The sequence below is a fragment of the Bradyrhizobium sp. 1200_D9_N1_1 genome, assembly GCF_052075915.1.
Classification (GTDB): Bacteria; Pseudomonadota; Alphaproteobacteria; order Rhizobiales; family Xanthobacteraceae; genus Bradyrhizobium; species Bradyrhizobium diazoefficiens.
The window spans coordinates 4,362,909-4,385,732 of the sequence record NZ_CP197226.1 but is presented as its reverse complement, the minus strand read 5'-3'; the positions used below and the strand labels follow the sequence as shown (position 1 = coordinate 4,385,732).

The 22,824-nt window shown below is 64.0% G+C and carries 24 protein-coding genes and 1 tRNA gene; 5 read left to right on the top strand and 20 right to left on the bottom strand.

Annotated elements, in window-relative coordinates:
- Nucleotides 1-195 precede the first annotated feature (195 nt).
- The 8 genes from AB5K84_RS21125 to AB5K84_RS21090 form a co-directional block, all read right to left on the bottom strand.
- Nucleotides 196-2,277, bottom strand: a complete 2,082-nt coding sequence (locus AB5K84_RS21125) for an AAA family ATPase (protein WP_441232599.1) — start codon at nt 2,275-2,277, stop codon at nt 196-198.
- 193 nt (nt 2,278-2,470) lie between these two features.
- A tRNA-Pro gene (locus tag AB5K84_RS21120) sits at nt 2,471-2,548 on the bottom strand.
- Between the two features lie 127 nt (nt 2,549-2,675).
- Nucleotides 2,676-3,254, bottom strand: coding sequence for a MerR family transcriptional regulator (locus AB5K84_RS21115; protein ID WP_011087779.1), 579 nt, complete (start codon nt 3,252-3,254; stop codon nt 2,676-2,678).
- A gap of 26 nt (nt 3,255-3,280) precedes the next feature.
- The gene (locus AB5K84_RS21110; protein WP_028171641.1) at nt 3,281-3,622 is read right to left on the bottom strand and encodes an integration host factor subunit alpha; all 342 of its coding nucleotides are present in this window, start codon (nt 3,620-3,622) and stop codon (nt 3,281-3,283) included.
- A gap of 134 nt (nt 3,623-3,756) precedes the next feature.
- The gene (locus tag AB5K84_RS21105; protein WP_011087781.1) at nt 3,757-4,737 is read right to left on the bottom strand and encodes a beta-ketoacyl-ACP synthase III; all 981 of its coding nucleotides are present in this window, start codon (nt 4,735-4,737) and stop codon (nt 3,757-3,759) included.
- Nucleotides 4,734-5,795, bottom strand: a complete 1,062-nt coding sequence (gene plsX, locus AB5K84_RS21100; RefSeq protein WP_011087782.1) for a phosphate acyltransferase PlsX — start codon at nt 5,793-5,795, stop codon at nt 4,734-4,736. Before plsX ends, AB5K84_RS21105 begins: the two co-directional genes overlap by 4 nt.
- Nucleotides 5,796-6,092: 297 nt before the next feature.
- Nucleotides 6,093-6,656: a YceD family protein gene (locus tag AB5K84_RS21095; protein ID WP_011087783.1), complete on the bottom strand. Its 564-nt coding sequence runs from the start codon at nt 6,654-6,656 to the stop codon at nt 6,093-6,095.
- Nucleotides 6,653-7,204 carry a ubiquinol-cytochrome C chaperone family protein gene (locus tag AB5K84_RS21090; protein ID WP_011087784.1) on the bottom strand — a complete coding sequence of 184 codons (552 nt, stop codon included), beginning with the start codon at nt 7,202-7,204 and terminating at the stop codon, nt 6,653-6,655. The genes AB5K84_RS21095 and AB5K84_RS21090 overlap by 4 nt, the downstream gene beginning before the upstream one ends.
- 98 nt (nt 7,205-7,302) lie before the next feature.
- Here AB5K84_RS21090 and AB5K84_RS21085 point away from each other — a divergent pair, with 98 nt between their 5' ends.
- On the top strand, nt 7,303-7,788 hold the full coding sequence (locus tag AB5K84_RS21085) for an outer membrane protein assembly factor BamE (protein ID WP_028171637.1): 486 nt from the start codon (nt 7,303-7,305) through the stop codon (nt 7,786-7,788).
- A 117-nt stretch (nt 7,789-7,905) separates the two neighbouring features.
- Nucleotides 7,906-8,907, top strand: coding sequence for a Bug family tripartite tricarboxylate transporter substrate binding protein (locus AB5K84_RS21080; RefSeq protein ID WP_011087786.1), 1,002 nt, complete (start codon nt 7,906-7,908; stop codon nt 8,905-8,907).
- A gap of 276 nt (nt 8,908-9,183) precedes the next feature.
- Here AB5K84_RS21080 and AB5K84_RS21075 read toward each other — a convergent pair whose 3' ends face one another.
- From AB5K84_RS21075 to AB5K84_RS21020, 12 genes are all read right to left on the bottom strand, one after another.
- On the bottom strand, nt 9,184-11,304 hold the full coding sequence (locus tag AB5K84_RS21075) for a sodium-translocating pyrophosphatase (RefSeq protein ID WP_011087787.1): 2,121 nt from the start codon (nt 11,302-11,304) through the stop codon (nt 9,184-9,186).
- 267 nt (nt 11,305-11,571) lie between these two features.
- Nucleotides 11,572-12,570 carry a thiamine-phosphate kinase gene (gene thiL, locus AB5K84_RS21070; protein WP_011087788.1) on the bottom strand — a complete coding sequence of 333 codons (999 nt, stop codon included), beginning with the start codon at nt 12,568-12,570 and terminating at the stop codon, nt 11,572-11,574.
- 157 nt (nt 12,571-12,727) lie between these two features.
- The gene (gene nusB / locus AB5K84_RS21065; protein ID WP_011087789.1) at nt 12,728-13,225 is read right to left on the bottom strand and encodes a transcription antitermination factor NusB; all 498 of its coding nucleotides are present in this window, start codon (nt 13,223-13,225) and stop codon (nt 12,728-12,730) included.
- A gap of 3 nt (nt 13,226-13,228) precedes the next feature.
- Entirely contained in the window at nt 13,229-13,720 is a 492-nt protein-coding gene (gene ribH / locus AB5K84_RS21060) for a 6,7-dimethyl-8-ribityllumazine synthase (protein ID WP_011087790.1), read from the bottom strand.
- 154 nt (nt 13,721-13,874) lie between these two features.
- A complete protein-coding gene (locus AB5K84_RS21055) occupies nt 13,875-14,483 on the bottom strand; it encodes a riboflavin synthase (protein WP_011087791.1) in 609 nt (202 codons plus the stop codon).
- A gap of 1 nt (nt 14,484) precedes the next feature.
- The gene (gene ribD / locus AB5K84_RS21050) at nt 14,485-15,633 is read right to left on the bottom strand and encodes a bifunctional diaminohydroxyphosphoribosylaminopyrimidine deaminase/5-amino-6-(5-phosphoribosylamino)uracil reductase RibD (protein WP_011087792.1); all 1,149 of its coding nucleotides are present in this window, start codon (nt 15,631-15,633) and stop codon (nt 14,485-14,487) included.
- Entirely contained in the window at nt 15,630-16,112 is a 483-nt protein-coding gene (nrdR, locus tag AB5K84_RS21045; RefSeq protein WP_011087793.1) for a transcriptional regulator NrdR, read from the bottom strand. The genes ribD and nrdR overlap by 4 nt, the downstream gene beginning before the upstream one ends.
- Nucleotides 16,113-16,127: 15 nt before the next feature.
- Nucleotides 16,128-17,426, bottom strand: a complete 1,299-nt coding sequence (gene glyA / locus AB5K84_RS21040; RefSeq protein WP_011087794.1) for a serine hydroxymethyltransferase — start codon at nt 17,424-17,426, stop codon at nt 16,128-16,130.
- A 266-nt stretch (nt 17,427-17,692) separates the two neighbouring features.
- Nucleotides 17,693-17,914, bottom strand: coding sequence for a hypothetical protein (locus AB5K84_RS21035; RefSeq protein WP_011087795.1), 222 nt, complete (start codon nt 17,912-17,914; stop codon nt 17,693-17,695).
- Between the two features lie 37 nt (nt 17,915-17,951).
- Nucleotides 17,952-18,188, bottom strand: coding sequence for a hypothetical protein (locus AB5K84_RS21030; RefSeq protein ID WP_028171631.1), 237 nt, complete (start codon nt 18,186-18,188; stop codon nt 17,952-17,954).
- Between the two features lie 197 nt (nt 18,189-18,385).
- A complete protein-coding gene (ldtR, locus tag AB5K84_RS21025; protein WP_011087797.1) occupies nt 18,386-18,904 on the bottom strand; it encodes a transcriptional regulator LdtR in 519 nt (172 codons plus the stop codon).
- A gap of 479 nt (nt 18,905-19,383) precedes the next feature.
- Nucleotides 19,384-19,887, bottom strand: coding sequence for a DUF6163 family protein (locus AB5K84_RS21020; protein ID WP_038966341.1), 504 nt, complete (start codon nt 19,885-19,887; stop codon nt 19,384-19,386).
- Between the two features lie 123 nt (nt 19,888-20,010).
- On the opposite strand from AB5K84_RS21020, the gene hemB reads away from it, so the two are divergent.
- The 3 genes from hemB to AB5K84_RS21005 all read left to right on the top strand — a co-directional run bounded on the left by hemB (nt 20,011) and on the right by AB5K84_RS21005 (nt 22,819).
- Nucleotides 20,011-21,072 carry a porphobilinogen synthase gene (gene hemB, locus AB5K84_RS21015; protein WP_038966342.1) on the top strand — a complete coding sequence of 354 codons (1,062 nt, stop codon included), beginning with the start codon at nt 20,011-20,013 and terminating at the stop codon, nt 21,070-21,072.
- Nucleotides 21,073-21,365: 293 nt separating this feature from the next.
- Nucleotides 21,366-21,923: an RDD family protein gene (locus AB5K84_RS21010; protein ID WP_028171628.1), complete on the top strand. Its 558-nt coding sequence runs from the start codon at nt 21,366-21,368 to the stop codon at nt 21,921-21,923.
- 119 nt (nt 21,924-22,042) lie between these two features.
- Nucleotides 22,043-22,819 (top strand): arginyltransferase, encoded by a 777-nt coding sequence (locus AB5K84_RS21005; protein ID WP_011087800.1) that lies wholly within the window; start codon nt 22,043-22,045, stop codon nt 22,817-22,819.
- Nucleotides 22,820-22,824: the final 5 nt, after the last annotated feature.

The following is a 22,824-nucleotide window of genomic DNA, read 5'->3' as shown; positions in this document are numbered from 1 at the left end:
ATCGAGACGCCACGACCGTGCGCCGCAAAATGGGCAGACATCTCCCGGTCGCTTACCGTTCAGTTGAGATTCCAGCTCGGCGACCTTGGCTTCGAGTGCTTTCGTTCGATCCGGTATCGTTCCAAGCTCCTTCCAAAGAGGAACGTCGTTAAGCCACTTTCGAACGTCATCTAAAACACCCATCGCAAAGTCCTCTCAACTCGTCAGGTCTTCAAATATCTTTTTCCAGCTCTCGACTGCGCTCCCATCGAACCTTGTGGGACTAGCCAAAGCTCTTTTTTTAACCTCCCGCGAAAGCGATACCTTCCAGCCGTCGTTGAGGCCAACAGATTGAGATTTAGCCCAAGCTTGTATCTGGGGTACGATTGGTGCGCCCGGTTTAGCTACGTCGGCGAACGGTACGTCGGCCTTGCGTTCCCATCTGTCCACAACTTCGACCATAAAAGGGAATGGAATCAAATCTTCGATCTCCGATTCCGCAAACGAGACGTATTTTTCAGTCTGAAGGATCCGCCCCTTCTCGGCTTGATACAGCCCGTTTTTTAGATCTTGCGCCATCTTCTTGCCTGCCGAGTCACTGTCTAACAAGACAAGCGGCAGCTTTTCATCAGTACTTGCCAGGATGCTAGCGATGGCCTTCGCGTTGCCGGCGCCGTGACAGGGCGGAAAGACAATTTCGCGCTTCGGCGCAATCGATCCATTTGCGACCAGAATTGTCTTCATCATTGTGAGGTAATGCTGATCAGACGGCCCTTCCACGATGACGGGCTGACAACCATACAGAATGCTCTCCGCGACGTTCATATTCAGCGAAGAGTAGATCGCATAGGTAGCTCCTAAACTTCGTGGATCCTCGCTCCCTCGACGGAGGTCTGATGAGGCCTTTGTAGACCCGTCGTCCGCGACGAAAACCTTCCGGACGCGGTCTAGCATGTCCGCCTCAACCAGGAATGGGGAATGCGTGGTGTAGATTAATTGATTTGTGCCTGCCAAGTTATCGAAGAATGCTGACAGGTCTCGTTGTGCAAGGGGATGCAATGAAAGGCCCGGTTCGTCCAGAAGCAGAATAGCGTTCCGGTGATCGGCAGCGCTTTCTACTAAGAAAATCAGGTAAAAACTTAAAAACCACTGCAGCCCGCTGCTGCGGTCTTCAAGCTCGATGCGCTCGGGGCGTTTGGAATCGCTAACCCAAATACGGAAGTGATCTCCGTCAGCCTGGAAATCAAACGTGTAATCGCCCTGCTTCCACCAGGCGCGGAATTCTCGGGTCAACTCGGTGCCCGCAGAATTCAGAAGAATGGTGCGCTCTCTTTTCTTTGTTGCGATCTCAGCGATCTCGTCTTCGGACGGCTTCCGATTTGCCTCTTTGAAATCCCGCCCGAGTTCAAGAATCTCTTCCGGCTGTAGTCTTACGAACTTGAAGAGGACGCGAAGTGTCCGCGCCTTGGCCGCCTCTTTCACTCCCAGGTCAGTTCGCTTGAGATTTTCCACGACGTGAGGCAGGTAGATTTCGGAGTCTAAATTTCCGTAATTTGAATAGTAGACGAACCTAGGAACATTTTTCCAGACGAGGTCGTGCACGCCTTCGACTAGATGCGGAGACGGCTTCTGCAGATCATCTTGGATGTGCTGCAGATCCTCAATGAGCCGCTTCATTCTCGGGACGATCGTACTTGTTGGTGCGACCGACTCAGGAACGGAGGCTGTCAGTGATGAAACCAGACTGCCAATATCTTTGCCTGATTGCTTTTCCTTGGATTCAATCGCTTGTTCAGCCTCTTGAATTGCACTCAACAAGGTGGAGTGCAGGCTTGTTTCCTTCTGTCGAGGCGTTGCAACTGACAAATCTTGCCTTGCGGCCGCTATCAGCGAAGACACTCCGCTGGTATCGATCTCTCGAACCGGATCATGCTTGGGAAATCTCACGTCCGTTGTGTTCGCAAAACTTCGCCCAACTTGGACAACGTCGAGCTTCTCCGGGGAAACGCCAGTCATCTCGGCAAGCCTTGTGACGAGATTCGGCGGAAGCTCGAATTCAGCGACAATAAAGCGGTAGTATTCAGGGTCATCACGAACCGCGCCGAAGTACCCCTTAGGATAATCCGAAGTTGGAACGATTTCTCCTTCTCGGGCGGGATTTAACTTCCAAAGGGGAAGCAACAAGTTGGTTTTACCCGACTCGTTCACCCCTATGAGAGCCGTGACCCGCTCTACATCAATCCATCCGCTGTCCCTGACGGATCGATAATCCGAGACCTTAAATCGAATGAGCTTCACGGCAATTCTCCACCATCAGGCAAAAAGCTGGAATCATTGGCTTATGGTGCCATGGTGAGCTTTTAGTCGGGCAATTTGCAGCGAGGCTCTCCCGCTATCCACAGTTGCAATGCGGTGGACGGCGCGGGACGATCGCGTTACCCTATCCGTTACCCTTGGGAAAATCCGGATGCCCTGGAATCCGGCTAAGTGTTGGTCGGAGCGAGAGGATTTGAACCTCCGACCCCTAGTCTCCCAGACTAGTGCGCTAACCGGGCTGCGCCACGCTCCGAACGTCGTTCCATTAGCTAGGATCGCCGCTTTGCGCAAGGCGAGGTCGCAGCATTTTGGTATCGCGATCTGATTGGCTCCGAGCCCAGAGCCCCCCGGAACTGCCCGCAAAGCTGGCCGATGCCGCCCTAGCCGTCCTTCAGCGCCTGATCCAGCATCTCCCGGCAGGCGACGAGGTCGGCGAGTGCCCGTCCTAGCCGCTCCCGGTCCAGCGCGCTGGGACCGGCGGGCGCGGCGGGGGTGCCGCCCTTGCGGAAGGTGGTGAGGATTTCCTCGTCGTCGACCTCCGTGAAGCGGAAGTCGATGCCGTCCTCTTCGTCGCTCTGGTAGTCGTCATCGTCGGCGTCGGCGACGCCCTTGATCGGTGCCTCGTCGTCCGGCTCCATCAGGCTTGCGCCGATGGCGTCCTCGATGGCTCCGAACGAGACCGCGGCCGCGCCGTCGGCGAGGCCCTGTACCGATTTGACGCCGTGCTCCTTCAGGATCCGCTGCACCCCGCGGATGGTGTAGCCCTCCCCGTAGAGGAGCCGGCGGATGCCCTTGAGCAGGTCGACGTCGTCGGGGCGGTAGTAGCGGCGGCCGCCGCTGCGCTTCATCGGCTTGATCTGGGAGAACCGGGTCTCCCAGAACCGCAGCACGTGCTGCGGAATGTCGAGTTCCTGCGCTACTTCGCTGATGGTTCGGAACGCATCCGGCGCCTTGTCCAAATGCCAAATCCTTATCCGAAAGGCGATTATGCCTCGGGTTGAACCTTGCTGCCGTCGCCGTTGGTACGGTGCTGGGCGTTGATCCGCTGCTTCAGGATCGCCGACGGCTTGAACACCATGACCCGGCGCGGCGAGATCGGCACCTCGGTGCCGGTCTTCGGGTTGCGGCCGATGCGCTGACCCTTCTTGCGGACCATGAAGGAACCGAACGACGACAGCTTCACCGTCTCGCCCTTCTCAAGGCAGTCGGTGATCTCCTTCAGCACGAGTTCCACGAAGGCGGACGATTCCGTGCGCGACAGGCCGACCTTCTGGTAGACGGCTTCGCACAGATCAACACGCGTTACGGTTTTACTTGTATCGGTCATCGCCCTGCCCCACATCACGGCGAACAATTGTTGTCTGAAATTATGAGGTTACGATACGCCGGTCAACAGCGCTCATCAATGCAGAAGCATCGATAATCGCCGCTGATTCCGGCAAAATTTTATCGACTGTGGCTCTACCAGCGCACCAGCGCCGAGCCCCAGGTGAAGCCGCCGCCCATGGCCTCGAGCAGAATCAGGTCGCCGCGCTTGATGCGGCCGTCCTTGCGCGCCACCGCCAGCGCCAGCGGGATCGAGGCCGCCGACGTGTTGCCGTGACGGTCCACCGTCAGCACCACCTTCTCCGGCGCGATGTGCAGCTTGTGCGCGGAGGCGTCGATGATTCGCTTGTTGGCCTGGTGCGGCACGAACCAGTCGATGCTGTCGGCATTGAGCCCGGTCGCCTCGAAGGCATCGACGATCACGTCGGTGATCATGCCGACCGCGTGCTTGAAAACCTCGCGGCCCTCCATGCGCAGATGGCCGACGGTCTGGGTCGAGGACGGGCCGCCGTCGACGAACAGCTTTGCCTTGTGGCGGCCGTCGGAGCGCAGATGCGTGGTGACGACACCGCGGTCGGTCGCGGCACTGCCCGGCTGCTCCTGGGCCTCCAGCACGACCGCGCCGGCGCCGTCGCCGAACAGCACGCAGGTGCCGCGGTCGTTCCAGTCGAGGATGCGCGAGAAGGTCTCGGCGCCGATCACCAGCGCGCGCTTGAAGGCGCCGGTGCGCAGGAAATTGTCGGCAGTGGCGAGCGCGAACACGAAGCCCGAGCACACCGCCTGCAGATCGAAGGCCGCGCCGTGGTTGATGCCGAGCCCGTGCTGCACGGCGACCGCCGTCGCGGGGAAGGTGTTGTCAGGCGTCGAGGTCGCCAGCACGATCAGGTCGATCGACTGCGCGTCCACGCCGGCATCGGTGAGCGCGGCCTGCGCGGCCTTGATCGCCAAGTGCGAGGTGAACTCGCCCTCGGCCGCAATGTGCCGCTCGCGAATGCCGGTACGCTGGACGATCCACTCGTCGGACGTGTCGATACGCGCCGCCAATTGGGCGTTGGTCACCACCTGCTCCGGCAGGTAAGAGCCGCAGCCCAGCACGACCGAACGAATTTTGGTCACGAAACAGCCTCCTGCGCGGCCTGCACGGAATTGAGTGCACCACCCTCGCGGTTGAGCATCTGATTGATCTTGTTCAGGAGATCGTAGTGAGCCATCTCATAGCCAACATCGATCGCATAGGCAAAGCCTTCGGCGCTGGTTCCGCCGTGGCTTTTAACCACCAGTCCGTTGAGCCCCAGGAACACGCCGCCATTGGACTTGTTGGGGTCCATCTTGTCCCGCAGGGCCTGGAAGGCGCTGCGCGCAAAGAGATAGCCGAGCTTGGACAGCCAGCTCCGCTGCATCTCGTTGCGGAGTAATTCCGCCATCTGCCGTGCGGTTCCCTCGGCAGCCTTGAGCGCGATGTTGCCGCTGAAACCTTCGGCGACGATGACGTCGGCCAGCCCCTTGCCGATGCCGTCGCCCTCGACGAAGCCGATATAGTCGAGTTCCGGCAGGTTCCTCGCCCGCAGGATTTCACTGGCTTCGCGGATCTCCTCGTGCCCCTTGATCTCCTCGGCCCCGATGTTGAGCAGGCCGACCGTGGGGCGCGGCTTGTTGAACAGGACGCTTGCCATCGCCGCGCCCATGACGGCCAGCGACACCAGATGGTGCGCGTCGCCGCCGATGGTGGCGCCGAGGTCGAGCACGACGGACTCGCCGCGCTTGGTCGGCCATATCCCCGTGATCGCCGGGCGGTCGATGCCCGGCAGCGTGCGCAGGTGGAAGCGCGACATTGCCATCAGCGCGCCGGTATTGCCGGCGGAGACCGCGACATCCGCCTCGCCCTTCTTCACCGCATCGATGGCAAGCCACATCGAGGAGGTCCTGCGGCCACGGCGCAGCGCCTGGCTCGGCTTGTCCGAGCCACTGACGGCGACGTCGGTATGGACGATCCTGGAAGCAGCCTTGAGCGCGGGGTGCTTCTCGAGCTCGGGCTCGATCCTGGCGCGGTCGCCAACCAGCAGGAATTCGGTCGCGCTATGCCTCTGAAGCGAGATGGCGGCGCCTGGAATGACCACGGCGGGGCCGACATCGCCTCCCATGGCGTCAAGCGCGATGCGAACCTTGCTTAGCATAAAAGTCCTGGAAACCTGGTCTGGTGCGGTCTTCAACGAGCGGGGGCCGCGAAATGGGTTCGCCACGGACGTGGCGGCGGCCAAGCGCCACGCCGCGCCCGGACCGGGGCGCGACAATAGCGTTTTGTTATCCCGAAACAACCTCTTGCCCCCAGCCTTTTGCATTCGGGGCGATCCGGCGGCAAACCAGAAGATTCGCAAGAAATATATGGAAATCAGATAGATAAATCAGGTTTTCAAACCACTCCCGCAAAGGCCTCGCGCTGCCTGGCAAGCGGTCTTACGGGGAATCGGCAGCTATTGGCCTTTCTTCTTGTCCTGAAGCGCCTTCAGCGCTGCGAAAGGATGGTCCGACGGGTCGAGGGCGACGACCTCCGCCTCGAACACGACCCCCGGCTTGCGCGGATAGGGGTCGATCGCCAGGAACAGGGCATCGGTGGCGAGCCGGCCGAGGTCGATGATGCCATTGATGATGGTCTCCGGCGGGTCGATGACCTCCGGTGGCTCCTCGTCGTCCTGGCCCTCCTCGATCAGGTCGGACAGGCGGCGTGCCTCGGCCTCGGGGGCAAACGTCAGGTCCACCTCCTCCTCGATCTCGTTCTCGATCGGATCGAGCGAGACCACGCAGGTCTGGCCGACCCGGGCGCGGACGTGGCCCGTGACCTGGACCCGGCCGCCGCTTTTCGGCACGACGTCGAAGCTGGCGTTAGCGGACAGGATCTCCCGCACGCCCGCGACCTCGGCCATGACCTGCCGTTCGGCGGCCGACGCCTCGATCTCGCGGTGCAGGCCGGTGTCGGGAATCTGCGCAACGATGACGGGGGACCGCCAGGGATCGGGTCCAGTATTCGGTCGGCTCATGGCGTGACATCCTCGGGAAGCGCCGGGGGAAAGTTGAAGGCCGCGCGCAGCAGCGCGGCCTCGCCGGTCCGGCCGAGATCGGCGTCCGTGGCCCGCGCGTAGGCCGCGAGCCGCTCCGCCTGGTCCATGCCGGACCCATTCAAGATATTCTTGCAGATCGCCGCCGCCAGCGCCTCACCGCCGCCTTCGACCGCCTGATCGTAGGCCTGCACCCGGCCGTAAAAGGCCTCGCCGAAGGCCCGCATCCGCTTTGGCACGGTCTGGTCGCCCACCCCCATCTCGCGCAGATTGTCGTCCATGTCCTCGCAGAAGCGGTCGAACAGCGCCTGCGACAGCTCCGTGGCGCCCTGGACCGTGCGCAGGCGCCGCAGCAGCAGCCAGAAATGGAGCAGCAACAGGTCGAAACGCCCGTTAACCGTATCGGGCACGCCCAAGTCGCGGTAAAATATGGGTTCTCGCGCCTGCGTCACGATCATGCCATAGATGGCTTCAATGGTGCCCGGCGGGGCTAGCCGGGGTTTCCTGAAGTGATTGAACGGCCAAAGCATTGTGGTTTCCGCAAGCGGGCGCGCGCGTGTTGCATTCAGAGCCTCAGCCCGGTACTTCAGCGCCTCGCGCGACGCAAGGGGACGGAATCAGTTCCGCTATGACGATAACGAACCAGACGAGCCCGCGCGCAGACACGCGGCGCGGCCTTCATGCACGCTGGCGCGGCCTGCGCATGGCTGCCGCTGCGGCCTTGGTCGGCGTGGCGCTCGCGGGCTGCACCGGCGAGCAGTTCCAGAAGGGCTACATCCTGCCGCCCGGCGCGCTGGAGCAGATTCCGATCGGCGCGAGCCAGGACCAGGTGCTGATCGTGATGGGCACGCCCTCCACGGTCGCGACCCTCGACGGCGAGGTCTTCTACTACATCTCGCAGCGCTCGGAGCGGATGGTCGCCTTCATGAACCAGAGGGTGGTCGATCAACGCGTGATCGCGATCTATTTCGACAAGAATCGGCGCGTGCGCCGGCTGGCGAATTACGGCCTCCAGGACGGCAAGATCTTCGACTTCATCAGCCGCACCACGCCGACATCGGGCCAGGAGATGAGCTACCTCACGCCGCTGTTCAAGCTGCTCAGCTTTAACTGAGCCTTCAGCCTGCGGCGTCGTGCCGCCCTCCGCGCGGCACTTACCGGCGCGTGCGACTTGCCGTCGCGCGCCGGGTTCCATACGCTCCCTGCAAAACAAGAAGCTGGGAGTGGATTCGTGCCGAAAACCTTGTTGTCCCGCCGCCGCGTGCTCACCGGCGCTGCCGGCCTGTCGGCTGCAGCGATCCTGCCGCGGTCGAGCCTGGCGGACTGGAAACCCACCGAAAACGTCCGCCTCGTCGTGCCGGCTGCGGCCGGCGGTTCGACTGATGTCATGGGCCGGCTCCTGGCCGCCCATCTGCAAACCGCCTGGGGCCAGTCGGCCGTCGTGGAAAACCGCTCCGGCGGCGGCGGCACGATCGGCACCGCCGAGGTGGTTCGCGCCAAGCCGGACGGCCACACCATCCTGATTGGCAACCCCGGGCCGAACGCGATCGCCTACAGCATCTTCAAGAACCTCACCTACAAGCCGGACCAGCTCCAGCCGGTCTCCAACATGATCCGGATCCCGAACATCGTGTCGGCGCATCCGAAGACCGGCATCAAGTCGGTCGCCGAGCTGATCGCCTATCTCAAGGCCAATCCGGACAAGCTCAGCTATGCCTCCTCCGGCGTCGGCCAGAGCCCTCACCTCACCGGCGCCTGGTTCTTGCAGCTCACCGGGCTGAAGATGACGCACATCCCGTTCCGCGGCGCCGGGCCCGCGCTCCAGGCCGCGCTCGCCGGCGACATCCAGATCCTGTTCGACAACCTCTATCCGAGCCTGCCGCAGGTCCAGAACGGCACGCTCACCGGCCTCTGCGTGACGACCGCCGAGCGCAGCGACCTCGCGCCGAACCTGCCGACCATGCGCGAGAGCGCACCGGAGCTGGCCAATTTCGACGTCTCGTCGTGGTTCTCGGTGTTCCTGCCGAAAGGCGTCCCCGCCGGGGTGCTCGAAGCGCTCAATCTCCAGGTGAAGGCGATGCTGGAGCGCGACGACATCAAGAAGAACATCGCCGCCATGGGCGCCCGCGCCGACTACGGCACGCCGCAGCAGTTCGCCGACTTCGTGGACGCCGAGACGAAGAAGTTCGCCGGCATCATCCAGAAGGAAGGTTTGCAGATGGATGTGCAGTAGGCGGGCTCGCTTGCGGCGCAGGAGATTTGAACCAGTTGAAGGCGATGAGGACGGCCGCCGCCAGCGCGACCGCCAGCATTGTACGCGCACCGGATTGCCGGCCACCGGCTTGCACCCTGCCGCAAGTCGGACAGACCGTGTCGGCCATCAGCATGTCGCAGCCGCACCGGATACACTTGGTCGTCTCGACCTTCATGGCGACGGTCCCCCGTAAAGCGGACAACAAAAAACCCGCGGTTTGCACCGCGGGTTTGTCGTTTGTAGCGCGCGACAGGTTCAGTGCGCCAGGATCGCCAGCAGCAGCAAAGCCACGATGTTCGTGATCTTGATCATCGGGTTCACCGCGGGTCCCGCCGTGTCCTTGTAGGGATCGCCGACGGTGTCGCCGGTCACCGCTGACTTGTGGGCATCACTGCCCTTGCCGCCGTAGTGACCGTCCTCGATGTACTTCTTGGCGTTGTCCCAGGCGCCGCCGCCGGAGGTCATGGAGATCGCGACGAACAGGCCCGTCACGATCACGCCGAGCAGCATCGCGCCGACCGCCGAGAACGCCGCCGACTTGCCGGTCGCACCGCCTCCGGCGATCGCGTAGATCAGGAAGTAGACGACGATCGGCGACAACACCGGCAGCAGCGAGGGGATGATCATCTCCTTGATCGCCGCCTTGGTCAGCAGGTCGACCGCCTTGCCGTAGTCCGGCTTGTCGGTGCCCTGCATGATACCCGGCTTCTCGCGGAACTGACGCCGCACCTCCTCGACGATCGCGCTCGCCGCACGGCCCACGGCCGTCATGCCCATCGCGCCGAACAGATACGGCAGCAGACCACCGAACAGGAGGCCCACCACCACATAGGGATTGTTCAGCGAGAAGTCGGGATTGACGCCGGCGAAGTAGGTGTGATGCGCGGAATCCGCAACGAAGAACTTGAGGTCCTGGTTGTAGGCCGCGAACAGCACGAGCGCGCCGAGACCGGCCGAACCGATCGCGTAACCCTTGGTGACCGCCTTGGTGGTGTTGCCGACGGCGTCGAGCGCATCGGTCGACTTGCGCACCTCCTTCGGCAGGCCCGCCATCTCGGCGATGCCGCCGGCGTTGTCCGTCACCGGACCGAAGGCGTCGAGCGCGACGATCATGCCGGCCAGCGCCAGCATGGTGGCCGTCGCGATCGCGATGCCGAACAGGCCGGCAAGGCTGTAAGTGACGAGGATGCCGGCGATGATGACGATCGCAGGCAGCGCGGTCGCCTCCATCGAGATCGCAAGGCCCTGGATCACGTTGGTGCCGTGGCCGGTCACCGACGCAGCCGCAATCGACTTCACCGGACGATAGTCGGTGCCGGTGTAGTATTCGGTGATCCAGATGATCAGCGCGGTGACGATCAGGCCGACGACGCCGCATTCGAACAGCGACATGCCGGTATAATCGACGCCGTCGAGCTTGCCGAAGCCGATCAGCGTGTAGATCACCACGGCAATGCCGATCAGCGACAGCACGCCGGTTGCGATCAGGCCCTTGTAGAGCGCGCCCATGATCGACTGGCTCGGCCCGAGCTTGACGAAGAAGGTGCCGATGATCGAGGTGATGATGCAGATGCCGCCAATGGCGAGCGGCAGCGTCATCATGCTCATGAGGATCGGCGTCTTGGCGAAGAAGATCGCCGCGAGCACCATGGTGGCGACCGCGGTCACCGCATAGGTCTCGAACAGGTCGGCGGCCATGCCGGCGCAGTCGCCCACGTTGTCGCCGACGTTGTCGGCAATGGTCGCCGGGTTGCGCGGATCGTCCTCGGGAATGCCGGCCTCGACCTTGCCGACGAGGTCGCCGCCGACGTCCGCACCCTTGGTGAAGATGCCGCCGCCGAGACGGGCGAAGATCGAGATCAGCGAGGCGCCGAAGCCGAGCGCCACCATGGCGTCGACGACGACGCGGCTGTCAGGCGCGAGCTTCAGCGAATAGACCAGGAAGCCGAAATAGAGGGTCACGCCGAGCAGCGCGAGACCCGCCACCAGCATGCCGGTGATCGCGCCCGCCTTGAAGGCGAGCTCGAGGCCGCCGGCGAGCGACGTGGTCGCCGCCTGGGCGGTGCGCACATTGGCGCGAACCGAGACGTTCATGCCGATGAAGCCGGCCGCCCCCGACAGGATGGCGCCGATGGCAAAACCGATCGCGACATAGAACCCGAGGAAATAGACAAGCAGCACGAAGATGACGATGCCGACGATACCGATCGTGGTGTACTGGCGCCGCAGATAGGCCTGTGCGCCTTCGCGCACCGCAGCTGCGATCTCCTGCATGCGCGGCGACCCCGCATCCGCGCTCAACACCGAAGACGTCGCCCAAATCGCGTAGACGACGGAAAGCACTCCGCAGAGCACTATCAACCATAATGCTGTCATGTGATTTTTTGCCTCAGATCCTTGATGTGTCCCCGGCGCCTTTTATTGTCCGTCGTGCGGTGCGGCGCCTTGATTTCGAACAAGGCCGCCCCCTTTCCCGAAGGGGCGGCCTCAGTCGGTCGCGAGCTTGCCAAAATCAACTTGATGGTGCAACGCCGGAAGCGGCCGAAAAAGCCGATCTCGGCAAGTATTTAGGCCAAGTCCTGAGCAAGTCCTGAGCTCCAAGTCCTCAGCCCATCGCCCGAACGCCGCGATTTGGAGCAATTCCTAGAAGTGGCTGTAGGACAGCCGCTTCAAAGCCAATTCCTGGCCCTGGCCGTCCAGGAAGCGCGGCCGCGCGCTCCCTGCGACGATCATGCCGATCGCCGTGACCGCAACGCCAGCGGCCCGCCCCGCGGCAATCAGCGCATCGCTTTGCGCCGGCGGCACCGTGCACAGCACCTCGTAATCGTCGCCCCCGGCAAGCAGCGTCTCGACGCAAACGGCGTTGCGCACGATCAGGCCCGCCGCGGCGGCCGAGAGCGGCACGTTCGCCACGTCCACAGAGGCCGAGACGCCCGACGCCGCGCAGAGTTTTGTCAGGTCGCCGGCGAGCCCGTCGGAGACGTCCATCGCAGCCGACGCATGATCCCTCACCGCGCGCGCCAGCACGTTGCGTGGCTGCGGGATGCGATAGCGCGAGACCAGAGCTTCCCTTGCGGCAGGATCGGACGCCAGCGCCGCAGCCGCAGCGCCGCCCGTGAGCACGTCAAGTCCGAGCGCGGCATCGCCGATCGTGCCTGTCACCAGGATACGGTCGCCTGGCCGCGCCCCGGTGCGGCCGACCATCCGACCCCGCGGCACACGGCCGAAGGCGGTGATCGAGATCATTTGCGGCCCCGGCGTCGACACCGTGTCGCCGCCGAGCAGCGGGCACGCGAAGGTTTTCGCATCCTCGCCCAGCGCATCCGCGAACGGCCCGAGCCAGGCGTCCTCCTTGCTCCGCAGCGCCAGCGTCAGCACGAAGCCGGCCGGCACGGCGCCCTTGGCGGCGAGATCGGACAGGTTCACCCGCAGCGCCTTGCGCGCGATGGTGTCGGGTGGGTCGGTGGCAAGATAGTGCACACCCTCGATCACGGCATCGGTGGTGACGACGATGTCGTCGCCGGACGAGGACAGGACCGCGGCATCGTCGACCAGCCCGAACGCACCGGGATCGGTCGCCAGCGGCTTGAAATAGCGCGCGATGAGGGAGTCTTCGGCGGAGTTTTCCGGTGCGTTGGTCATCGGCGCTAGCCCCAAACTCCACTGTCATCGCCCGGCTTGACCGGGCGATCCAGTACGCCGAGACGCCCGATTTCAATAACCGCTGCCGCGGCGTACTGGATCACCCGCCCCAGTGCGCAACTGCGCACAAGGCGGGGGATGACAGCGGAATATGTGTTTACCCTCGCCCGAACTCGTCACCGCGAAACTGACGGCCGATCTGGTCGAGCACCGCATTCACCATGCCGGTCTCCTCGCGATCGACGAAGGCATTGGCAACGTCGACATATTCGGAGACCACGACGCGGCCCGGCACGTCCTTGCGATGCTGGAGCTCATAGGCCCCGGCCCGCAGCACCGCGCGCAGGATCGCCTCGATCCGCTTCAATGGCCAGCCCTTCGACAGCGCCTCGTCGATCAGGGGGTCGAGCTTCTTCTGGTCGCGCACGACGCCGGAGACGACGTCGCGGAAGAACGCGGCTTCGGCCGGCAGGTAGGTGTCGCCCTCGACCTCGTTGCCGAGCCAGTGGCTCTCGAACTCGGCGAAGATGTCGTTGATGCCGGCGCCGGCGATATCCATCTGGTACAGCGCCTGGACGGCCGCGAGCCGCGCCGCACCGCGCCGGTTCGCCTTCTTCTCCGTAAGCCCCGCCGGCTTCTTGTTGTTGTCGGCCATGGCTCAGGCCCGCGCCAGGCGGCGCTTGATGCGCAGCATCGCAAGCGCAGCGCGCGCGGCATCGCCGCCCTTGTTGAGCTCGCTGGCGCGCGCCCGCGCCCAGGCCTGCGCCTCGGTGTTGACGGTGAGAATGCCGTTGCCGAGCGGGAGCTTTCGCGAAACCGCAAGGTCCATCAGCGCTCGGGAGGATTCCTGCGAGACGATCTCGAAATGGATGGTGTCGCCGCGGATCACGCAGCCGAGCGCGATCACCGCATCGTAGGGCTTGCCGTTGGCCGCCGCGGCATCGACCGCAATGGCCACCGCCGCCGGGATCTCCAGCGCGCCGGGAACCGTGATGACGTCATGCGTCAGGCCGGCGGCCTTCAGCTCGGCCACTGCGCCGTCCAGTAGCGCATCCTGGAGATCGTCATAGAACCGCGCCTCGACAATCAGCGCACGCGCGCCGGAAATGTCGGTCTGGTCCTTCAAGGGTGCGCGCCGCGCGTCTGCCATCGTTCAATCCGTTTCACAGGGGTCGGCGCTATGTAGTCGCCGAACGCATGTAAGCCAAGTTTTAAACTGTCATTCCGGGGCGCGGAGCGAACCCGGAATCTCGAGATTCCGGGTTCGGTCCTACGGACCGCCCCGGAATGACCGGCTGCGCCGGTCACTTCATTTCCGTCAGCCGCGCCGCGTAGCGGGCCATCAGGTCGACCTCGATATTGACCTCGGCCCCCGCCTTCCAGCCGCCGATCGTCGTGACGGTCAGCGTGTGCGGGATAATCAGCACCGAAAAGGTCACGTCCGCAACCGTATTGACCGTCAGCGAGACGCCGTCGAGCGTAATCGAGCCCTTGGTGGCGATGAACCGCGCCAGCTCGCGCGTCGTGGAGAGCACGAACCGCGCCATGTCGGGCAGGTCCTCGCGGCTGACGATGGTCGCGATCCCGTCGGCGTGACCGGCGACGATATGGCCGCCGAGCTCATCGCCGATCTTGAGCGCGCGTTCGAGATTGAGCCTGGTGCCCACCCTCCAGTGCTTCGCCGTCGTGAGCGCCAGCGTCTCGGCGGCCGCATCGACGTCGAACCAGGCCTTGCCGCCCGCGACACCTGAAGCGACGACCGTCAGGCAGACGCCGTTGCAGGCGATCGAGGCGCCATCGGCAATGGTGGTCTGATCGTAGCTGCAGGCGATGCGCAGCCGGTGCAACTGGCCCTGCGCCGTTGGCGTGAAGCTGACGATCTCGCCGAGATCGGTGACAATGCCGGTGAACATGTTAGGCGCGCTCGTAGATGGTGAGAGTATCCTTGTCGAATGTCTCGCTAGCATGAACCTTGTAGGCCTGCGACTGCGTGATTTTCGACAGGGGCAATGCATCGAGCGCATCGACGCCGCTGCTGCCGACCTCTTCCGCGCCGCGGAACAGCCAGATCTCGTCGACGAGATCGGCCGCCACGAACGAAGCCGCAACGCGGCTGCCGCCCTCGACCATCAGCCGCGAAATGCCCTTCTCGGCCAGCACATGCAGCACTGCCGGCAGATCGAGCCCGGAGGCGTTTCCCGGCGGTACGCGGATGATCTGCGCGCCGGCTGCTCCAAGCCGCGTGGCGGCCGCAGCCTCGGCAAGTTCAGAGCCCACCACCCACAGCGGCGTCTCGCGCGCGGAGCGCACGAGCTGGCTCGCCGCGGACATGCGCAGGCTCTGGTCGAGGACAACGCGCACCGGCGAACGCGCAGCCATGCCGGGCAGGCGGCAGGTGAGAAGCGGATCATCCGCCAGCACCGTGCCGATGCCGACCAGGATGGCATCGCTCTGCGCGCGGAGCAGATGGACGCGATTGCGCACAGCTTCGCCCGTGATCGCGACCGGCTTGCCGCCGGCGGCGCCGATCTTGCCGTCGGGCGAGACTGCGAGCTTCAGGATCACATGTGGGCGCCTGTCGCGGATGCGGCGGAAATGCCCGGCGTGGTCGAACGCAGCCTCCGCCGCGCAGAGACCCACGTCCACCGTGATGCCGGCCGCACGCAGACGGGCATGGCCCTGGCCTGCGACTTCAGGATTGGGATCCTCGATCGCCGCCACCACGCGCTTGATGCCGGCCGCAATCACCGCATCGGCACAAGGCGGCGATTTGCCGAAATGCGAGCACGGCTCCAGCGTGACGTAGAGCGTGGCCCCGCGCGCCGCCTCACCGGCACGCCGCAAGGCCTCGGGCTCGCCATGCGGACGTCCGCCGGGCTGCGTCCAGCCGCGGCCGACGATGACGCCGTCTTTCACGATGACGGCGCCGACGGCCGGATTGGGCCAGGTCCGCCCCTGCCCGCGCCGGCCGAGCGCCAGCGCAAGCTGCATGAAGCGGCGATCGGCGTCCTTGGATTCGCGGATCTTCTGCGCGAACTGATCCTCCAGGATGCGGAAGATCATTTGCGGATCGCGGCGAGCCGCGCTTCCTCCTCACCGGAGAGCTCGCCGAGCACGTCGGCGAAATCCTTGGCCTCACGGAAATTGCGGTAGACCGAGGCGAAGCGCACATAGGCGACGTCGTCGAGCGTGCGCAGATGCTCCATCACGGTCTCGCCGATCACCTCGGAGGAGATCTCGGCTTCGCCCCCGGTCTCGAGCTCGCGCACGATGGTGGAGACCATCTTCTCCACCCGCTCCGGCTCGACCTGCCGCTTGCGAAGTGAGATCTGCACCGAGCGCATCAGCTTGTCGCGGTCGAACGGCACACGGCGGCCGTTGCGCTTGATCACCGTGAGCTCGCGCAGCTGCACGCGCTCGAAGGTGGTGAAGCGGAAATTGCAGGCGACGCACACGCGCCGCCTGCGGATCACGGACGAGTCCTCGGTCGGACGCGAGTCCTTTACCTGCGTATCGAGACTGTTGCAGTTCGGGCAGCGCATCCGCTTGGCCTAGCCTTACTGATAGATCGGGAACCGGTCGGTGAGCGCCTTGACCCGTTCCTTGATCGCGGCTTCCACCAGCGGCGCCTTGCCGTCGTCGGACTGCGCGATCGCGTTGAGAACCTCGGCGATCATGCCGCCGACCTGCTGGAATTCAGCGACGCCGAAACCGCGGGTCGTAGCCGCCGGGGTGCCGAGACGCAGACCCGAGGTCACGAAGGGCTTTTCGGGGTCGAAGGGAATGCCGTTCTTGTTGCAGGTGATGGCTGCGCGGACCAGCGCCTTCTCCGAGACGTTGCCCTTCAGGCCCTTCGGCCTGAGGTCGACCAGCATCAGATGGTTGTCGGTACCGCCGGACACAATATCGAACCCGTGGCTCTTCATCGCCTCGGCCAGCGCTTTGGCGTTCTCGACGACGTTCTTCGCATAGACCTTGAAGTCCGGACGCAGCGCCTCGCCGAAGGCGACCGCCTTCGCCGCGATCACATGCATCAGGGGGCCGCCCTGCAGGCCCGGGAAGATCGCCGAGTTGAGCTTCTTGGCGAGTGTCTCGTCGTTAGAGAGGATCAGGCCGCCGCGCGGACCGCGCAGCGACTTGTGCGTCGTCGTTGTGGTGACGTGCGCATACGGCACCGGCGAGGCATGCACGCCGCCGGCGACGAGGCCGGCGAAGTGGGCCATGTCGACCAGGAGGTAAGCGCCGACACTGTCCGCGATCTCGCGGAAACGCTTGAAGTCCCAGGCGCGCGAATAGGCCGAGCCGCCGGCGACGATCAGCTTCGGCTTGATCTCCTCGGCCTGCTTCTGGACCGCGTCCATGTCGATGATCTGGTCCTCGCGGCGCACGGTATAGTGCGCGGCCTTGAACCACTTGCCGCTCATGTTGACGGGCGAGCCATGGGTGAGATGGCCGCCGGCCGCGAGGTCGAGGCCCATGAAGGTGTCGCCGGGCTGGAGCAGCGCCAGGAACACCGCCTGGTTCATCTGGCTGCCGGAGTTCGGCTGGACGTTGGCGAAGCCAGCGCCAAACAGCTTCTTGGCGCGGTCGATCGCGAGGTTCTCGGCGACGTCGACCCACTCACAACCGCCATAGTAACGCGCGCCCGGATAACCTTCCGCATATTTGTTGGTCATCACCGAACCCTGCGCTTCCAGCACGGCACGGCTGACGATGTTCTCGGAGGCGATCAGCTCGACCTCATGGCGCTGCCGGCCGAGCTCGCCCTTGATGGCGGCTGCGATTTCCGGGTCGGCCTGGTCGAGCGAGGCGGTGAAAAACGAATCGGGCGCGGAGGCGGTTTTGGCTGAGGTCATCTTGCGAATATCTCCACCGCCGCAGCCTTTTGGCGGGCTACGGGCGGGTCTGGTGTGGCGATCGGAAGCGGCGAGCGCGATCTACCACATCGCCCGCCCCCGGCCAAGTAGTTGCGGGTCGGGCCTGATATTTATGCAAGATATGGTGGGGATTGAAGGATCCGGACGCTGGAGCGGTTCGCTGGAACCGCCCCGTTCCGATGATGCCTGAAGGGGCCGTTTTGGACCTTAAGGTCCTGCCGGCCGATGAGAGCCGCCCCTCCCCCCTAGAGCCCAGTATACCCGGCCTTCACGGGGTCCACGCTGCCGTCGAGCTGGCGCAGATAGGTCAGGCCGCAGACCGTCAACCTGTGCGGGTCCTTCTCACCCGCTTCAATCAGCGTGTTGAGGTAGTTCGTCACCTTGGCGCGTGCCTCCTCGCTGGCCGCCGCCGTGCGATTGGCGAGCAGGTCATAAGTCTGCATGATGCGGTCGATGGCAGCGTCCATGGCACCCTCTGGTTCTCTGGAATGTCGGGAGTTTTGATCAGGCAACCGCGCGGGCCTCGGACTGCGTCTCGAACCTGGCGATCGCCTTGTTGGCGAGCCTGATCTTGTTGAATTCGCCGTGCTGGAGCAGCTTGATGATGATCTCGAGCAGGTGTTCGTTGGTGACGAGCGTGTCGGGAATCGCACCGGATCGGCGGAGGTAATTCGCGGCGATGGCATAGGCATCACTCACGAGTTGGACGTTCATGACCTGCAGCCCGCGCCCGACCAGCATCGCATCCTCCGAATCCAGAGAACTAACGGCGATACCGGGCTCCGGTTCCACCCGATCGGCGAATTTTCTCGCAACTGCAAAATGACAAAACGCACCGGTCCGGGAGAAACCGGGCCGGTGCGCTTGGGGAAGTCAGGCACGTTCGGGAGGCTTGCCGGTCTTGTTGCGGGTCGGCTTGGCCATGATCCCTTGGAAACTCAGAGCCGATACAGGATCTGGTCGGTCCAGAACCGCTCGAGACGGTGCAGCGACTTGTTGAGGGTCGAGAATTCCTCGCCCGAGATGCCGCCGACCTGCTCGACCGTCTTGACGTGCTTCTGGTAGAGCGAGTCGACGATACGGCGGACTTCCTGGCCCTGCGGCGTCAGGCGGATGCGCACCGAGCGGCGATCGACGCGCGAGCGCTGGTGATCGAGGAAGCCGAGCTCGACGAGCTTCTTCAGATTGTAGGAGACGTTGGAGCCGAGATAGTAGCCGCGCGTGCGCAGCTCGCCCGCGGTCAGCTCCTTGTCGCCGATGTTGTAGAGCAGGAGCGCCTGCACCGAGTTGATGTCGGCGCGACCGCGGCGATCGAACTCGTCCTTGATGACGTCGAGGAGCCGGCGATGCAGCCGCTCCACCAGAGTCAAAGCTTCCAGATAGAGCGACTGCACCGAACCCTGCTGGCCGGAGACGCGCTCTGCGGTATCTGCCGCAGTTGCGACGGCTTTCATCATGACACTTCCCCTGTTGTCGTTTTTATCGACACTTATTCGACGAAACTTGTGTCCCGTCTGATAGGTGCAACTTAAGGGGCTCGTTTGAAGATCGGCTTAAATAAGAGAATAAAGAGATCATGAATTTAAGACAGTGAATTGCGGATTAAGCCTGTGCCACAAGGGCTTTTCGCAACCCTCTGTTGACCCTCGCAAGGTCCTGTTCACCCTCCGTCCGCCCCGGTTGTCGCATTCCAGAACAGCCCCGCCCCGTTTCGAAACGCGCGCGTAAGAGCTGTGGCGGACCAGGCTAGGTTAGCGAAAACTTACTTCGAATTTTAGGCAACCAGCGGTCAACCAAGCGCCGAACTCTGCTCTCGTGTCCCGGAGCTGAACAGATCGTTGGATGGGTAGAGCGAAGCGAAACCCATCGATGCGGGCGCACGTCGGTGATGGCTTTCGCTGCGCTCTACCCATCCTACAAGAGTCCTGCATCCGCCCTACGGCGGCCGTTCGCGCGCGGCCATCCAGGCGAGCGCCAGATAAGCGGCGAGCATGAAGACCTCGACGCCGACCACGACCAGGCTGCCGCCGTAGATTCCCGGGAACATCAGCTCGATCACCGCCATCGACACCACGGTCGTCAGCCACACCACCGCGCCCCAGGGCGTTGCGAGCCACAGCCCGACGGCGGCGACGAGCTCGATCACGGCGAAGTAGACGGTCGCGGCCTGCCAGGCCATCGACTGGTTCTCGAACGCCTCGTCCTCGCCGCCGACGAAGCCGGTCACCTGCGCCCAATGATAGAGGCCCTTGAGGATCGAGAGCACCGCCATCACCCGCAGGAACAGCACGAGCCGGCGCGTCCAGACATTGTCGTCGGACTCCGAGCGCTCCGACGAGATCGCCGCCACCGACATTGCATTGTCTCTGGCATTGTCTCTGGCGGCGTCCCTGGCGTTGGCGCTGTCGCGGGCCGCATCGCGGGTGGAGATCTCGGACATGGCTCCCTTCTGGCTGTTTCGCCCCGCAAAATCAATCGGCTGCCATCCCTTGCGGCAGGTCAAGCCGCGGTGACGGGAACCATGCGAGCTGGTATAAGAATAATTCCAGCCGGAGGAAGAGTGATGGCGATCAAATACGGGCGTCCGATCGAATTGCGCGAGGTTTCGCGCCGGGATGGCGCGGCAGCCTCCCCTGCCCTCGATCTGGCCATCCGTCCGCGCCGCAACCGCAAGGCCGAGTGGGCCCGGCGGATGGTGCGCGAGAACGTGCTCACCACCGACGATCTGATCTGGCCGCTGTTCCTGATCGACGGCAACAACAAGCGCGAGCAGATCGCCTCGATGCCGGGCGTCGAGCGCCTCAGCGTCGACCAGGCCGTGCGCGAGGCCGAGCGCGCGATGAAGCTCACGATCCCCTGCATCGCGCTGTTTCCCTACACCGACCCGTCCCTGCGCGACGAGGAAGGCTCGGAGGCCTGCAACCCGAACAATCTGGTCTGCCAGGCGGTACGCGCGATCAAGAAGGAATTTCCGGAGATCGGCGTCCTCTGCGACGTCGCGCTCGATCCCTTCACCAGCCACGGCCATGACGGCCTGATCGCGGACGGCGCGATCCTGAACGACGAGACGGTCGCCGTGCTGGTGCGCCAGGCCCTGGTGCAGGCCGAAGCCGGCTGCGACATCATCGCGCCCTCCGACATGATGGACGGCCGCGTCGCCGCGATCCGCGAGGGACTGGACCAGGCAGGGCTCATCGACGTGCAGATCATGGCCTATGCGGCCAAATACGCCTCCGCCTTCTACGGCCCGTTCCGGGACGCCATCGGCTCGGCCAAGACGCTGACCGGCGACAAGCGCACCTACCAGATGGACAGCGCCAACACCGACGAGGCGCTGCGCGAGGTCGAGCTCGACATCTCCGAGGGCGCCGACATGGTGATGGTGAAGCCGGGCATGCCCTATCTCGACGTGGTCCGCCGCGTGAAGGACACCTTTGCGATGCCGACCTTCGCCTACCAGGTGTCCGGTGAATACGCGATGATCGCGGCGGCCGCGGGCAACGGCTGGCTCGACGGCGACCGCGCGATGATGGAGAGCCTGCTCGCCTTCAAGCGCGCCGGCGCGGATGGCGTGCTGAGCTACTTTGCCCCGAAGGCGGCGGAGAAGCTGCGGACGCAGGGGTAAGGTCATTGTCGTCCTGGCGATGGCCGGGACCCATACCGCGTGATCCATCGATGGCGGGCGGTATTCGTACCAGCGAAGGAATCAAACTTCTGGTCTTCGCCAAACTCTTCCTGGGGTAATGGGTCCTGGCTTTCGCCAGGACGACGCTTGGGTTCGCGGTTGCAGCTCGTCCCTCCCGCCCCCTCGCCCCCGAATCGCCGGAATATTTCGGCTTGTTAATCCCGACGCCCTTGGCACGCGGACGGCCTGTTCCCATGTCCTGCCACGGAAGTTTCCCATCTGGAGGATGGACCATGTCGTATTCGGACTCGGGCAATTCAGGACCCCAGGCAGGCGCCTGGCGCAATGACGGCGGGGTGCAACCGCACGCTTACGATCCATATCTGCACCCGGAACTGTTCCGCGGCGTCGCGACGCGGCGGGTGTTCGCCTTCCTGATCGACATGGTCGTGATCGCGGTGCCGGTCATCCTCGGCTACCTCTTCATCGCCTTGTTCGGCGTGGTCACGCTCGGTATCGGCTGGGCGCTGTTCTGGCTGGCCTGGCCGGCGTCCGTGATCTGGGCCATCGTCTATTACGGCGCCTGCATCGGCGGTCCGTCGTCGGCGACGATCGGCATGCGGGTGATGGACCTGGAGTTGCGCACCTGGTACGGCGCTCCTGGCTATTTCGTGCTCGGCGCCACCCATGCCGTATTGTTCTGGGTGACAGTTTCGTTCCTGTCGCCGTTCGTGGTCCTGGTCGGCCTGTTCAACGGCCGCCGGCGCCTTTTGCATGACTTCGTGCTCGGAACGGTCGTGATCAACAACTCGGTCCGCGCACCCCTGCCCCAGGGCGCCAGAACCTACTGATCAAGAACCTATCAACCAGGACCGGCTAAGCTGAGTGATCTGACCTGCCGAGCAGACCAATTGACCGAGGGCTTCCGTAGCGCGATGCTGACACCCGTTTTGGAGGCCCACGACGTCCCTTGACCCAGCACTCGCGCGACACCCCCCAATTTTACCTTACGGCGCCTTCTCCCTGCCCGTATCTGCCGGGCCGGCATGAGCGCAAGGTGTTCACGCACCTCGTGGGTGACCGCGCGGGCGACCTCAACGACCTCCTGACCCATGGCGGCTTCCGCCGCAGCCAGTCGATCGCCTATCGGCCCGCCTGCGACCAGTGCCGCGCCTGCGTGTCGGTCCGGGTCATCGCCAACGAGTTCCGCCCGTCCCGCAACTTCCGCAAGGTGATAGCGCGTAACGCCGACATCATCGGCGAGCAGCGCAGTGCGGTCCCGACTTCCGAGCAATATTCGGTATTCCGTGCCTATCTCGACGCTCGCCACCGCCACGGCGGCATGGCCGACATGACCGTGCTCGACTACGCCATGATGGTCGAGGACAGCCATGTCGAGACCCGCATCATCGAGTACCGCAAGCGCGGCCCCGACAGCGGTATCACCGGCCGCGGCGAGGAGCTGATCGCGGTTGCGCTCACCGACGTGCTCAGCGACGGCCTGTCGATGGTCTATTCCTTCTTCGAGCCGAGCCAGGTCAGCCGCTCGATGGGCACCTTCATGATCCTCGACCACATCGCCCGCGCCCGTCGGCAAGGGTTGCCCTATGTCTATCTCGGCTACTGGATCGAGGGCTCGAAGAAGATGGACTACAAGGCCCGCTTCCTGCCGCAGCAGCGCCTCGCTCCGTCGGGCTGGCTGCGCATCGACGCGCAAGGGGATGCGGCGTCAGAGCCGCAGGACTAAGCCCT

What these genes read in the sequence shown, in the direction of transcription:
- AB5K84_RS21110 (WP_028171641.1), bottom strand. Translation starts at nt 3,622, where the DNA reads ATGACCGATACAAGTAAAACCGTAACGCGTGTTGATCTGTGCGAAGCC.
- plsX (WP_011087782.1), bottom strand. Translation starts at nt 5,795, where the DNA reads ATGCTAAGCAAGGTTCGCATCGCGCTTGACGCCATGGGAGGCGATGTC.
- AB5K84_RS21095 (WP_011087783.1), bottom strand. Translation starts at nt 6,656, where the DNA reads ATGAGCCGACCGAATACTGGACCCGATCCCTGGCGGTCCCCCGTCATC.
- AB5K84_RS21090 (WP_011087784.1), bottom strand. Translation starts at nt 7,204, where the DNA reads ATGCTTTGGCCGTTCAATCACTTCAGGAAACCCCGGCTAGCCCCGCCG.
- AB5K84_RS21085 (WP_028171637.1), top strand. Translation starts at nt 7,303, where the DNA reads ATGACGATAACGAACCAGACGAGCCCGCGCGCAGACACGCGGCGCGGC.
- AB5K84_RS21075 (WP_011087787.1), bottom strand. Translation starts at nt 11,304, where the DNA reads ATGACAGCATTATGGTTGATAGTGCTCTGCGGAGTGCTTTCCGTCGTC.
- thiL (WP_011087788.1), bottom strand. Translation starts at nt 12,570, where the DNA reads ATGACCAACGCACCGGAAAACTCCGCCGAAGACTCCCTCATCGCGCGC.
- nusB (WP_011087789.1), bottom strand. Translation starts at nt 13,225, where the DNA reads ATGGCCGACAACAACAAGAAGCCGGCGGGGCTTACGGAGAAGAAGGCG.
- ribH (WP_011087790.1), bottom strand. Translation starts at nt 13,720, where the DNA reads ATGGCAGACGCGCGGCGCGCACCCTTGAAGGACCAGACCGACATTTCC.
- AB5K84_RS21055 (WP_011087791.1), bottom strand. Translation starts at nt 14,483, where the DNA reads ATGTTCACCGGCATTGTCACCGATCTCGGCGAGATCGTCAGCTTCACG.
- ribD (WP_011087792.1), bottom strand. Translation starts at nt 15,633, where the DNA reads ATGATCTTCCGCATCCTGGAGGATCAGTTCGCGCAGAAGATCCGCGAA.
- nrdR (WP_011087793.1), bottom strand. Translation starts at nt 16,112, where the DNA reads ATGCGCTGCCCGAACTGCAACAGTCTCGATACGCAGGTAAAGGACTCG.
- glyA (WP_011087794.1), bottom strand. Translation starts at nt 17,426, where the DNA reads ATGACCTCAGCCAAAACCGCCTCCGCGCCCGATTCGTTTTTCACCGCC.
- AB5K84_RS21035 (WP_011087795.1), bottom strand. Translation starts at nt 17,914, where the DNA reads ATGGACGCTGCCATCGACCGCATCATGCAGACTTATGACCTGCTCGCC.
- AB5K84_RS21030 (WP_028171631.1), bottom strand. Translation starts at nt 18,188, where the DNA reads ATGCTGGTCGGGCGCGGGCTGCAGGTCATGAACGTCCAACTCGTGAGT.
- ldtR (WP_011087797.1), bottom strand. Translation starts at nt 18,904, where the DNA reads ATGATGAAAGCCGTCGCAACTGCGGCAGATACCGCAGAGCGCGTCTCC.
- AB5K84_RS21020 (WP_038966341.1), bottom strand. Translation starts at nt 19,887, where the DNA reads ATGTCCGAGATCTCCACCCGCGATGCGGCCCGCGACAGCGCCAACGCC.
- hemB (WP_038966342.1), top strand. Translation starts at nt 20,011, where the DNA reads ATGGCGATCAAATACGGGCGTCCGATCGAATTGCGCGAGGTTTCGCGC.
- AB5K84_RS21010 (WP_028171628.1), top strand. Translation starts at nt 21,366, where the DNA reads ATGTCGTATTCGGACTCGGGCAATTCAGGACCCCAGGCAGGCGCCTGG.